This window comes from Nostoc sp. 'Peltigera membranacea cyanobiont' 210A (genome assembly GCF_002246015.1).
Taxonomy (GTDB): Bacteria; Cyanobacteriota; Cyanobacteriia; order Cyanobacteriales; family Nostocaceae; genus Nostoc.
In genome coordinates, this window is record NZ_NOLJ01000004.1 from 207,252 (window position 1) to 219,881 (window position 12,630).

The following is a 12,630-nucleotide window of genomic DNA, read 5'->3' on the forward strand; positions in this document are numbered from 1 at the left end:
TTTAATTTTTCCGAATTATCTCTCAGAGAAGTTTATTGTTGCATTGGCTAAAGTACATGCAGTAATCCTATAACTTCCTTCAGGAGCGCATTTTATGGCACGACTAAAACGCAGTTCACCGACTCTAGAAAACGCTCTCCGTCGAATTGCAGGAATGCGATCAATTAGCCCGACGCTAGAATTTGGCAACGGATTAAGTTTGACAGACTACGACAGCCGCATCCAAACCTTGCAAACCCAACTATCTACCTACAACACTTCACTCTCTAGCATAGATGAAATGGCAGGTCGCCTCTCTCTAATTGAAGAAGAATTGCGCAGCTACTCTGAAAAGATGTTAATGAGTGTAGCAACCCATTATGGCAAAGACAGTTTGCAATATATCCAGGCGGGAGGCAAGCCACGCAAGAAATTATCACGCCGTTCGAGCAACACCCAATCCCCATCTGAGAGTACAGCTACAATCTTGAATGGTGCAAACAACAATGGTAAAGAAACCTCTGTTGTTTTACCTTAATCGTTTAACTGCATCATGCTAATGAATTCTTAATTACGAATTACGAATTACGAATTACGAATTATTTGGTCACTGGCTCTGCGTCGGAGAACGCCACCTGATACTCCTTATCTCCCCACTCCCTACCCTGGTTTATGATCCAAACGGGTTGCTTGCTCTAGGGCGGCTTTTTCTTTGGCTCGGCGGACATAGGGTTGTAACTGGGCGCGATCGCAAGCTGTAAAAATACTCAGGTTTTCCAAGGTAATTCCCCGCATCAACATTTCTACGCGCCAGGTTTGTTGTGCTTGGGCGATCGCTGGCGTTTGTCCTTGGGGAGTTAATAGCCCTTCACTCCATACTTGCCAACGTGTCTCAAGTTCTGATTCTGAGATGGGTGTACCTGTTTCATTCAGAAACATCGCTGTTTGAGTATCTTTACGACTTTTCAGCCATTTGATTAAAGGATTATTGGTAAAAGAGCCGTAGCGTTTGCCCAAAATCCACTGATTCACAGGCACTTGACGGATAAATCCGGGAATTGTGATTTGTAGGAAGTGCCCTTGAGTATCGTAGATTTGCTGCGATCGCTCCAAACTAATTATTTCTGTAGCGGATAACCCAGCCCCAAATAACACATAAGCCAAGGCATGATCTCGTATTCCAAATTTCCTAGCTTGTTGCAAAATTTCGTGAACTAAAGTAGCAGGCAAATCAGCTACTTCTGTGGTAAGTAACCCTCCTTGTGAAGAGTTTATTATCGATTCTGCTGAAGATGACATGGCTCCATGTAAAAACAATTCCACCAAATTTTCCAGAAAATCATCCCTATCCTCCCAAAGTTCGTGAAATTCGCTGGTGAACTCAATTACGGCATATCCCAAGATCATCCCATTTAGTAAACTGGCTAATTTTTCTGCCGGTAAGTAGGTGTTTAGGTGTCCTTGCTGGATTACAGTAGCTAAATACTGAGCTACATAACGGTTTGCCTCTGTTACTCCCCTGCCTAGTGCGCGGCGATTTTCTGCCGGGAATTGGTCGGCTTCACCTACCACAGACCGGACGAACTCTGGCACTCGTTCTAATGTATGTAAAGTGTCACTTGCATAATCTTTAAGAGCTTGGTAAACATTGCCGGGAGGTGTTGCCCGTCGCACCAGCGACTCACCTAAATCCTTGAAGGCTGCGGACTCTTCCAGCACAGCCAAAAGCAGCCCATGTTTATTGCCAAAATTCCGAAATAGAGTCACTTCGTTGACTTCGGCTTTTTCAGCAATTTGGCGGGTTGTGGTAGCGCTAACTCCCTGAGCAGAAAACAACTCAAGTGCAGCTTGAATCAAGCGTTGACGAGTAGAAATGAGTTGAGATGACATAGAAAAATGCAAGTGGCACTTGCAGGGGGTATCAGAGTTCTGCTAGCATAACAAATGTAAGTGATACTTGCTTTACTCTACTGTAACTAACTAGTGACAGGGTGGATAAATCCTTAGTGGGATTATGCCCAATAAAAAGTAAATCACTGCATCATCCATCAACAGGAATTTTTATGACCGCAAATTTTGGGGCGATCGCTCCTGAGAGAGGCAACTCACCTCAACTCAGTTGGACAAATGTAGTATTTTTTGCTACATTTCATGCTTTAGCACTTCTGGCTCCTTGGTTTTTCTCCTGGCCAGCATTAGGTTTGCTAGTGTTTCTCCACTGGTTATTCGGGAGTATTGGTATTTGCCTGGGATATCATCGACTACTGAGCCATAAAAGTTTTCAGGTTCCTAAGTGGTTAGAGTATGCGATCGCCCTCATTGGAGCGTTGGCTTTACAAGGGGGGCCAATTTTTTGGGTAGGTGGACATCGCCAGCATCACGCCCACACAGAAGATATCAATTTAGACCCCTATTCTGCTCAAAGAGGATTTTGGTGGAGCCATATATTGTGGATTTTTTACCCACGTCCAGAATTTTTTGACTATGACACCTATAAAAAATATGCCCCTGACTTAGCCAAACAACCCTTTTATTGTTGGCTAGATCGCTACTTCTTGCTATTGCAAATACCCTTTGGGCTGCTGCTTTATGCTCTAGGAGGATGGTCTTTTGTATTCTACGGAGTGTTTCTCAGATGTGTCTTGCTTTGGCACTCAACATGGTTTGTAAACTCAGCATCACACCTATGGGGTTATCGCACCTTTGATGCTAATGATGGCGCTCGTAATCTTTGGTGGGTATCTCTCGTCACTTATGGAGAAGGCTGGCACAACAACCATCATACTTATCCCCACATGGCGAAATCTGGGTTGTCTTGGTGGGAAATTGATGTTACTTGGTGGAGTATCTTAGTGTTGCAGACTTTGGGTTTAGCTAAAAAAGTTGTCTCGCGTCCTCCTCAAGGTGCAACTCACGGCTAAATTGCAACTAAATTATCATGAATTTGTTATGCCGATTGCTTCTTGCAGTCGGCTTACTAATTTTATTGTGAAAAATGGGTTTAAAACCCCGTGCTTCTAGCACGGCTTTAATTAATTTGTGTTTTTTACAGAATATTTGATATAGATGTAAGGATGACACAAAAAGCTTTCAAATACCGATTCTATCCAACGCCTGAGCAGGAAGTCTTGCTCAGGCGAACGATGGGATGTACTCGTTTAGTCTACAACCGTGCCCTCGCTGCAAGAACGCAGGCATGGTATGAGCATCAAGAACGAGTTGGGTACATTGAATCGAATTCAATGCTTACTAATTGGAAAAAGCAAGAAGACTTGCAATTTCTTAATGATGTTAGCAGTGTGCCATTGCAGCAAGGCTTGCGACATTTGCAAACAGCATTTAGCAATTTCTTTGCAGGTCGGGCTAAATACCCAAACTTTAAGAAAAAGCATCATGGTGGCAATGCTGAATTTACCAAAGCAGCCTTTAGATTTAAAGATGGGCAAATATTTCTTGCTAAAAGTTCACAAGCTTTAGCTATTCGTTGGAGTAGGCAGTTGCCACTCGGCGTTGAACCATCCACAATTACGGTAAAACTTTCACCCTCTGGACGCTGGACTGTTTCAATGTTGGTAGATGTCGAGATTGAAAGATTGCCTGAATCTTCTAATCAAGTTGGCGTTGACTTAGGTATTACAAGTTTGGTTGCTTTGAGTTCAGGTGAGAAGATTGCTAATCCCAGGGGATTTAAAGCAAAAAAAGCGAAATTGCGTAAAGCTCAAATTGCTTTGAGTCGTAAGCAGAAAGGGTCAAACAATCGCCAGAAAGCAAGGCTCAAAGTCGCTAAGGTTCATGCAGAAATTAGTGATGCTCGTAATGATTTTCTTCACAAGTTGACAACCCGACTGGTTCGAGAAAACCAATTGATTGCAGTCGAAGATTTGTCTGTGAAGAATATGGTCAAAAACAAAAAACTCGCTCTCTCAATTAGTGATGCTAGCTGGGGTGAGCTAGTTAGACAACTAGAGTACAAGTGCGATTGGTACGGTCGTAACTTCGTCAAGATTGACCGATGGTTTCCTAGTTCAAAACGCTGTGGCAACTGCGGACACATTGTTGATAAACTGGATCTGTTTATCAGAGAGTGGAATTGCCCTAACTGTGGGACACACCACGACAGAGATATCAACGCTAGTAAGAATATTTTGGCTGCGGGACTCGCAGTTTCAGTCTGTGGAGCGAACATAAGACCCGATAGACTTGAGTCTAAAAGGCAGTTGCGAAAAACCAGCAATGGTAAGAAACAGAAACCTAAGTCGTGAGTCTTAGGAATCCCCAACCGTTTACGGCGGGGAGGATGTCAACAGTAGTATTTCACGGTAAAATCTAACGGATTAAATCACCGCAATACATCAAGTGTGAAAACTGACAGCATTTTTTATCGTCTTTTTCAAGAACTTCCTGGGATCTTTTTTGAATTAATTGGCAATCCACCCCAAACGGCAGAGACTTATCAATTCTCCTCAATTGAAATCAAGCAAACGGCATTCCGTATAGATGGTGTTTTTCTCCCAACACAAGGGGAAGAAAATCCGATTTATTTTGTTGAAGTCCAGTTTCAAACCGATACCGAAATTTATTCACGCCTATTTTCAGAAATTTCTTTATACTTACGCCAAAATAAACCGAAAAATTCTTGGCGAGGAGTAGTTATCTATCCCAATCGCAGTTTAGATACAGCAGATATCAAGAATTACAGTGAATTTTTCGCTAGCCAGCGCATCAGTCGCATTTATCTTAATGAATTAGGTGAAACTGCATCATTGCCAGTTGGAATTGCTACGATGAAATTAGTGGTTGATGAAGAAGAGACAGCAATTACATCTGCTAGGCAGTTAATAGACAGAACCCAGCAAGAAATCAACATCGAACCACAACGGCGGCAGTTACTAGAATTGATAGAGACAATATTAGTCTATAAGTTTCCGATGATGAGTCGACAGGAGATTGAAGGTATGTTTGGGTTAAGTGATTTGAAACAAACACGAGTTTATCAAGAAGGCAAGCAAGAAGGCAAGCAAGAAGGAGCGCGTGAAGAAAAGTTTAGAATGATACCTTTGTTGTTGAGATTGGGATTGAGTTTTGAAGAAACTGCGAAAGAGTTAGGTTTGAGCCTAGAAGAGATTCAGCAAGAAATGCAAAAACAGTCTCCAAGTCAGGATATCTAACCTACAATTACAGCATAATTCTGAATGGGCTACGCCCCGCTGCGCTAACAGAAATCAGAAGTCAGAAGTAAAACAGGCTTTATACCTGGCTTTGAGACTTAGCTTGCGTACCTCAATAACTTAAAATTCGCTGTATGCTTGATTGCGGATTTATCTACATATTCTTACTATTTCCCATTCCCATAATTTTTAATTTTTGCTATGATTTCGCTCTCTCCTATTCTTCAAGCTAGACTCTCCCAACCCTTAAAGATTGGCTCCTTTGAGGTAAAAAGTCGGGTTCTCCAGTCGCCTCTATCTGGAGTGACAGATATGGTGTTTCGCCGTCTTGTGCGTCGCTATGCCCCAGATTCGATGATGTATACCGAAATGGTGAATGCTACAGGGTTGCATTATGTCAAGCAGTTACCCAAAATCATGGAGGTAGATCCAAATGAACGCCCAATTAGCATTCAACTATTTGATTGCCGTCCAGATTTCCTGGCAGAAGCAGCAATAAAGGCAGTTGCCGAAGGTGCTGATACTGTTGATATTAATATGGGTTGTCCGGTTAATAAAATCACTAAAAATGGTGGCGGTTCTTCATTATTGCGGCAACCAGAAGTAGCAGAAGCAATTGTGCGGGAAGTGGTAAAAGCTGTTGATGTACCTGTGACAGTAAAAACTCGTATTGGCTGGAATGACAACGAAATTACTATTCTCGACTTTGCCAAGCGGATGGAAGATGCCGGGGCAAAAATGATTACGGTACATGGACGCACCCGCGCCCAAGGGTACAACGGTAATGCGCGTTGGGAATGGATTACCCGTGTCAAAGAAGTGCTTTCTATCCCAGTGATTGCGAACGGAGATATTTTTTCCGTTGAAGCGGCAGTGAAATGTTTAGAACAAACTGGCGCTGATGGGGTTATGTGTTCCCGTGGGACTTTGGGTTATCCGTTTTTGGTGGGAGAAATCGATCGCTTCCTGAAAACTGGGGAGATATTACCGACACCAACCCCAATTCAGCGTTTGGAATGTGCAAGAGATCATTTACAAGCCTTGTGGGAATATAAAGGCGATCGCGGTGTTCGTCAAGCCCGTAAGCACATGACTTGGTATGCTAAGGGTTTCGTTGGTGCTGCCGAACTTCGAGGACAGCTAAGTTTAGTTGAAAAAGTAGATCAGGGTTTGGCAATGATTGACCAAGCAATTGAAAAATTGGCTAATGGTTATGAACTAGAGGAAGAAGCAGAAGGTAGCTTGGTAATGCTTTAAGAAGTTGATTTGATCGCTAGCTTGGGGTAATATTGCTGATTGCTAAAAGTGATGCGATCGCTTGGATACTACTATTTCAGCTAGGTTTAAATTTTCTTATGTAACTCTTTTGAATTTTGAATGTTTAACTAGCCAAAATGGAGGCTCACAATGTTAGTTTCCAAACACAATGATGTTGTAATCGTCCCCGAAATCCTCTCATTAGAAGACTTCATGGCAAATCCCCCAGAGGGGATGGAGTGGGTAAACGAGCAACTAGTAGAAAAAACAGGGATGACATTAAAACATAGCGAAATTCAAGGCAACATCTACTTTTACTGGAGAAGTTACATCAATTCCAATCAACAAGGTGGGAAAGTTTACACTGAAGTACCTTGTCGTACATATAAAAAGGGTCGTCGTCTTGATGTAGCTTATCTAACGCCTGAGTTGGTAACTGAGTTTGGTGATGTTCCCACTTTGCCACAGAGTTTCCCGTTGATTGCTGAGATAGTTTCACCCACCGATTTAGCTGAAGAATTATTTCTCAAAGCGCAGGAGTATTTACAGTCCGGTTGCGAGGAAGTTTGGCTAGTGTTTCCTGAAAGTCGGTTTATTAATCACTGCTCTAAGTTAAATTTGATACCTCCATTCTCAAAGGCGATCGCCCTCTGAAGCATCGGTAACTTTAGCAGTTGATTGTAAAGACTTGAAAAACTCGCTTCAATCCCTAATAGGGATTTTATTGAATTGCAATTTCAAGGTTCAGTTGCGCGGATGGTTTGAAAGTACCATCACCCTGAAAGTCTTGTCTAGAAGTAGCGTACAGCCTTTTTCGCTCCTTCTCATTTTGTACATCTACCCATCCGCGCATTTGGTAAGAAAATTAGTCTGATTGGCGATCGCTACCACCATTAAAATAAGCGATCGCCTAATCCTTGCACACCTTAATTTACCAAATCAGGGAATACCTCTTGTACAGCAGGATGCACTAAGCGATGATTTTGCACATTCACACCCTTAGCTAATGCTGGGTTAACCTCCAATGCCAAAATTCCCAAATTTGCCAACTGGACAACATAAGGTAATGTACTATTATTAAGTGCCTGAGTTGCTGTCCAAGGTACTGCTCCTGGCATATTGGGAACGCCATAATGCACCACACCTTCTTCAATGTATACGGGATTTGTGTGCGATGTTGGGTGTAAAGTTTCTATACAACCGCCTTGGTCAACAGCTACATCAACTATTACCGAACCAGGACGCATTTGTTTGACCAATTCGCGAGATACTAATATTGGCGCTCTACGTCCTAACACTAAAACTGCACCGATGAGCAAATCGGCTTCTTTGACAGCAGCTTCAATATGAGCAGAGTTGCTGTAAAGTAATTCAACTCTAGAGCCAAAGATGGTTTCCAAGTAAGATAAGCGCTCGACACTCACATCTAAAATCTGCACGATCGCACCCATGCCTACGGCAATTTTAGCTGCTTCTGTACCGACAACGCCGCCACCTAAAATTACTACTTTGCCCGGTTTAACTCCAGGGACACCGCCCAAAAGTACACCTCTACCACCTTGTTGACGTTCTAAGAATCTGCCTCCAAATTGTACTGCTAGCCGACCGGCAATCACGCTCATCGGGGTGAGCAAAGGTAGTCTGTTAGCGCCTGGTTGTTCTACAGTTTCGTAAGCGATCGCACAAGTGCCACAATCAATTAAATGCTCTGTCAACTTGCGATCGGCTGCTAAGTGTAAATAAGTAAATAATATCTGCCCTTTTTGCAAAAATTTATACTCAGATGTTAGCGGCTCTTTGACTTTAACAACCAATTCCCGATTCCAAGCCTTTTCTAATGTGGGGACAATTTCGGCTCCAGCACTTTTGTAGTCATCATCGGAGAATCCAGCACCATTACCTGCTTGCGTCTCGACGAAGATGCTATGACCATTTTCTCGCAGCACCCGCACGCTAGAAGGACTTAACCCTACCCGAAACTCTTGATCCTTATTTTCCTTGGGAACGCCGATTTCCATATATCGCCTCTGATAATTTTTTTGTTTAACTGTAGTCTTCCAATCTCAAGCTTGCTACTTCCGTCTTGCTAGTTCCGTATTAGAGATAGCTGGATTAGAGATACCTAATCTCTGTTCTAACTTTCTTAATTCAATCTGAGTAGCCCAAACTCTTACCCTTGACTATTGCCCCAGTATTTATACAATATATAAAGAATAGTAACAATTTATTAAAAGAGCGTTTGTATAGCTCCCTACTAGGAAGCTTTTGCTGAATTTATCAAGTCATCTTGGCATTCCAGCATTGCAATCAAGCTCATAAGCTACGAAGTGTACGGTAAAAGAACGAGTTTATTCCTTAAACTTTTACCGCTTATCCCCACTTTTCACGACTTTTACCAGAAGTCTCATATCAAGTCCCCTTTGCCAAAAATAAGGTTTCTTAAAAAATGACACAAACACAACCAACAATTACACCTAAACTAGAAGAGCCTAAGTTTGGCTTTAACGAATATGCCGAACGCTTGAATGGTCGAGCTGCAATGATTGGCTTTGGTTTGATGCTGGTGATTGAATACGTCACCAATCAAGGGGTGCTATTATGGCTGGGTCTGAAGTAGTGCCATCAACAAGCACAATCTTGAAGTTGTAAGCTAGTAATTAAAAGAGTTTCAACCAGCTGGAACAACCAGTTGGTTTTGACTTCAATAATTAATAGCGGAGTACTTCGCCCTAGATAGATTAATTATACTTATTCATAAATAACTGCCCTAAAATGTAAGCAAGAGAGGAATCGAAATACCTATTAGCGATTGAAATATCGTAGACTTGCAACTAATATGTGCAAGGCGATTAATGAGTAAATTTCCTCCCCCCTACTAAAAAATCATAACTTAGTGTCTGCCTTGAATGAGAAAGGCAAATTATGGGTGAGGTATTCTTGGTAAATATACACAAAAGGTGAACTGGAACCAACCAAGCTGTGATGAATGCTGTATTACCTCGTTTTTTGAAGTCAACCTACCGAAAAGAGCCACTAATCAGTGTATTGATGACGATGGGTGTTATGGATGCCCTGATTGGCGGATTGAATGATAGCTGGTCGTTGTTTGCTTTTGGTTTGGGAACGGCAGGGATAGCGCTAGGCTTTAAGTTGTGGCGTTTTCAGCAGCGTCGTCCTTTACCAGAGGAGCCTGTAGTGCAACATTATTTGCCCTCTCGTTCTTCTAGTGCGCCTTTACCAATGTTAAGCGTTTCTAAGAAAAAACCACCTCTTTAGGATGTGCAGAGTTATGACTGAAATAACTCTGCAAAATTTATTGGGTTTAACTATATCTATAAAAGTGAGGAAAAAGAGTGAGTAGTGAGGGAAGAGGTGGCGGTAATTTTCTGCGGCCGTATATTGTCCTGGCATTTATGGCAGCTGTTGCCCTTCCAGTGAGTACCTGGGAAGGGTTTTATATTCATCAAGCTCATGCTGCTATTGAAGAAGTAACGCCAAACTTCCCCCCAGCTAACACTAACTTTGCTAATGCTCAACTACTTTATACACTCAAAGGACATAACGGAACCGTTAAATCCCTCGCTTTCAGTCCAGATGGCAGAATTCTTGTGAGTGGAGGTGCAGAAAACGAGGGTATCATTCGCCTGTGGAATCCAGCAAACGGCAAAAAGTTGGCGACTATTAACAAAGCACACAAAACAGCCGTAGAATCTTTAGTGATTTCACCAGATGGGCAAACCCTCGCTAGCTGTAGTGATGACAATACAATTAACCTCTGGAGCCTGAAAAATTTAAAATTTAGCCGCTCTTTTGTCGGACATACCACTAACGTCTTATCTTTAGCAGTGTCTCCTGATAGTAAAGTTCTCGTCAGTGGAGCTTTGGATGGAATTCGTCTGTGGGATTTGGTACAGCAGCGCCCTCTAGGCACTCTAGTAGGTTTTGATAACTTGATTTATACTCTGGCCATTAGTCCTGATGGACAGACCTTAGCTAGTGGTGATAATAAGGGTGTAATCAAGCTGTGGAATTTGAGTACTGGTAAATTAATCAGTGAATTGGCAGCTCATTCTAATGTTGTTAGCGATGTAATCTTTACACCAGATGGACAAACATTAGTCAGTGCTAGCCGCGATCGCACCATAAAACTGTGGAATATTAATACTGGAGAATTAGTCCGCACCCTTACAGGACATAATAACTGGGTAAATGCGATCGCCCTTAATCCCGATGGACAAACCCTTGCTAGTGCCGGTAGAGATGGGATTAAATTGTGGGATTTAAATACAGGTGAGTTAATAAATACACTGAGTGGACATACAGACTGGGTAAGTGCGATCGCTTTTAGTCCCAATGGTAAAATTCTTGCCAGTGGTGGATTCGATCAAAAAATCAAGATTTGGGGGATTCCAACAAAACGTAATTAACAGCGATCGGCCAAAATAATCGTGAAAGAGTAGACTATATCCCCGATTTCTTTTAAGAAGTCGGGGATATCATTTGAACGCTCCTTTCAAGGCTTGGTGAATCGCCATAGCTCAAATTCTCACCTCGTGTAGAAAGTCAGGCTATCGCTAACGCCGAAAAATTCCCCCAATCATTTCCCGTATCTGCTAAACTTTGGTCTTGCCTTTTTAGAGTTTTTGTAGTAAAAAATCAACCAAAGCTCAGATAAAATTTTGCTATAACTAGTCAAAATCAATCATGGTGGCAACCAATAGCGATGTCTACGATGGTCACTGAGCTTGCCGTTCGCGGAGCGTCTCGTAGAGAAGTGCGGGCTACGCCTACCCCAAATCTTGAAGAACTGTGAATACTTGATGAAAATACAGCCGAACTAATATCTTATCCAGCAAATTACTGTAAGTATAAACATAGGTAATTTCAAATCATCTGTGCAGTTACTTGCCCTCTAGATCGGAACAATTTCTGAACTTAGACAATCTTAGAAATGGTCATCGTCAGTAAATGCACTCAGTTAAAAGTCACGAACTCGTGTTAAGCCAAGGTTTGTAGTGCTTAACCGCTATTTTGAAGATAGGATAACTTGCTACTTAAATGATGTTTAATTTTCCCGAACTGCTTTTGATCCCCATTTCGATAGAATGACTAGGCAGAACCCTAAAACTAAAAACCGCTTTTGACTGCGACGCACATGAATCAACTGAACAATGGTTTTACGCTATTTTTAAGTCTGCTAGTCGAGGCGATGCCTTTTTTGCTTCTTGGGGTTTTATTCTCCAGTTTGCTGCTGTTTTTTGTTGATGAGCGCAAACTAGTAGAAAAAATGCCCAAAAATCCGCTGTTGGGTGCTTTAGTTGGCAGCATGATCGGCTTTTTGTTTCCGGTGTGTGAGTGCGGGAATGTACCGGTAGCGCGGCGATTCCTGATTCAAGGAGTACCCACACCAGTCGCAATTGGTTTTTTGCTAGCAGCACCAACAATTAACCCAGTTGTAATTTGGGCCACTTGGACAGCATTTCGAGATCAGCCAGAAATAGTAGTCTTACGAGTCGTATTTTCCCTAACAATTGCCACAATTATCGGGTATGTTTTCAGTTTTCAAAAGGACTTAAATCCCATAGTCCAACCTGCGATCGCTCGTTATATGAAGTTTAATCCACCCGCGCAGCCTGAAACCAAACACCGTGGTAAGCGTTACCAAGGACAACAAGAAGAAACAGTACCGAATCTGTTGCAATCCGGGACTTATATCTTAGGAGGAAAAGCAGGTATACCTCTACGGATAGATCCTAATTTAGCACCGCCTACCTCAGTCTCTACTGCTGATAAACCGCTAGCAGCTAAACTGCGCCTAGTTGTGGATAATAGCATCCAAGAATTGCGGGAATTGGGCGGAGTGATGATTTTAGGAAGTGCGATCGCTGCTGCTATTCAAGTCCTAGCTCCCCGTGAATTAATTCTCAGTTTGGGTGCTGGGCCCATTACCTCAATTGTGGTTATGCTGATATTAGCTGTAATAGTATCAATTTGTTCTACAGTCGATTCTTTCTTCGCCCTATCTTTTGCCTCAACCTTTAGCAGCGGTTCATTGTTGGCATTTCTGGTGTTTGGGCCAATGATTGACATCAAAAGTGTTGGTTTGATGTTATCTATTTTTAAACCCAAGACCATCTTTTACTTATTTGCTTTAGCAGCACAATTGACATTTGTCTTCACTCTTTTCCTGAACTTGCACGTCTTTTAAGGAAATATTTATCATTTG

The 12,630-nt window shown here is 42.2% G+C and carries 12 protein-coding genes; 10 read left to right on the forward strand and 2 right to left on the reverse strand.

Annotation, left to right across the window (positions count from 1 at the left end; all coding sequences use genetic code 11):
* Window positions 1-94: 94 nt before the first annotated feature.
* The gene (locus CDG76_RS13880; protein WP_094349584.1) at window positions 95-517 is read left to right on the forward strand and encodes a hypothetical protein; all 423 of its coding nucleotides are present in this window, start codon (window positions 95-97) and stop codon (window positions 515-517) included.
* A gap of 122 nt (window positions 518-639) precedes the next feature.
* On the opposite strand, the gene CDG76_RS13885 is transcribed toward CDG76_RS13880, so the two are convergent.
* A complete protein-coding gene (locus tag CDG76_RS13885; protein WP_094349585.1) occupies window positions 640-1,869 on the reverse strand; it encodes a TetR family transcriptional regulator in 1,230 nt (409 codons plus the stop codon).
* 173 nt (window positions 1,870-2,042) lie between these two features.
* On the opposite strand from CDG76_RS13885, the gene CDG76_RS13890 reads away from it, so the two are divergent.
* From CDG76_RS13890 to CDG76_RS13910, 5 genes are all read left to right on the forward strand, one after another.
* On the forward strand, window positions 2,043-2,900 hold the full coding sequence (locus CDG76_RS13890) for an acyl-CoA desaturase (RefSeq protein ID WP_094349586.1): 858 nt from the start codon (window positions 2,043-2,045) through the stop codon (window positions 2,898-2,900).
* A 153-nt stretch (window positions 2,901-3,053) separates the two neighbouring features.
* Window positions 3,054-4,241: an RNA-guided endonuclease InsQ/TnpB family protein gene (locus tag CDG76_RS13895; protein WP_094349587.1), complete on the forward strand. Its 1,188-nt coding sequence runs from the start codon at window positions 3,054-3,056 to the stop codon at window positions 4,239-4,241.
* Between the two features lie 96 nt (window positions 4,242-4,337).
* Window positions 4,338-5,147 (forward strand): Rpn family recombination-promoting nuclease/putative transposase, encoded by an 810-nt coding sequence (locus CDG76_RS13900; protein WP_094349588.1) that lies wholly within the window; start codon window positions 4,338-4,340, stop codon window positions 5,145-5,147.
* A gap of 201 nt (window positions 5,148-5,348) precedes the next feature.
* Window positions 5,349-6,404, forward strand: a complete 1,056-nt coding sequence (gene dusB / locus CDG76_RS13905) for a tRNA dihydrouridine synthase DusB (RefSeq protein WP_094349589.1) — start codon at window positions 5,349-5,351, stop codon at window positions 6,402-6,404.
* Between the two features lie 150 nt (window positions 6,405-6,554).
* Window positions 6,555-7,058: a Uma2 family endonuclease gene (locus tag CDG76_RS13910; RefSeq protein ID WP_094349590.1), complete on the forward strand. Its 504-nt coding sequence runs from the start codon at window positions 6,555-6,557 to the stop codon at window positions 7,056-7,058.
* Between the two features lie 272 nt (window positions 7,059-7,330).
* On the opposite strand, the gene ald is transcribed toward CDG76_RS13910, so the two are convergent.
* Entirely contained in the window at window positions 7,331-8,422 is a 1,092-nt protein-coding gene (ald, locus tag CDG76_RS13915) for an alanine dehydrogenase (RefSeq protein ID WP_094349591.1), read from the reverse strand.
* A 428-nt stretch (window positions 8,423-8,850) separates the two neighbouring features.
* Here ald and CDG76_RS37300 point away from each other — a divergent pair, with 428 nt between their 5' ends.
* From CDG76_RS37300 to CDG76_RS13935, 4 genes are all read left to right on the forward strand, one after another.
* Window positions 8,851-9,021 (forward strand): hypothetical protein, encoded by a 171-nt coding sequence (locus CDG76_RS37300; protein WP_094349592.1) that lies wholly within the window; start codon window positions 8,851-8,853, stop codon window positions 9,019-9,021.
* A gap of 365 nt (window positions 9,022-9,386) precedes the next feature.
* Window positions 9,387-9,680 carry a hypothetical protein gene (locus CDG76_RS13925; protein ID WP_094349593.1) on the forward strand — a complete coding sequence of 98 codons (294 nt, stop codon included), beginning with the start codon at window positions 9,387-9,389 and terminating at the stop codon, window positions 9,678-9,680.
* A 77-nt stretch (window positions 9,681-9,757) separates the two neighbouring features.
* On the forward strand, window positions 9,758-10,831 hold the full coding sequence (locus tag CDG76_RS13930; protein WP_223265233.1) for a WD40 repeat domain-containing protein: 1,074 nt from the start codon (window positions 9,758-9,760) through the stop codon (window positions 10,829-10,831).
* Window positions 10,832-11,559: 728 nt separating this feature from the next.
* Window positions 11,560-12,612, forward strand: coding sequence for a permease (locus CDG76_RS13935; RefSeq protein ID WP_094349595.1), 1,053 nt, complete (start codon window positions 11,560-11,562; stop codon window positions 12,610-12,612).
* Window positions 12,613-12,630 lie beyond the last annotated feature (18 nt).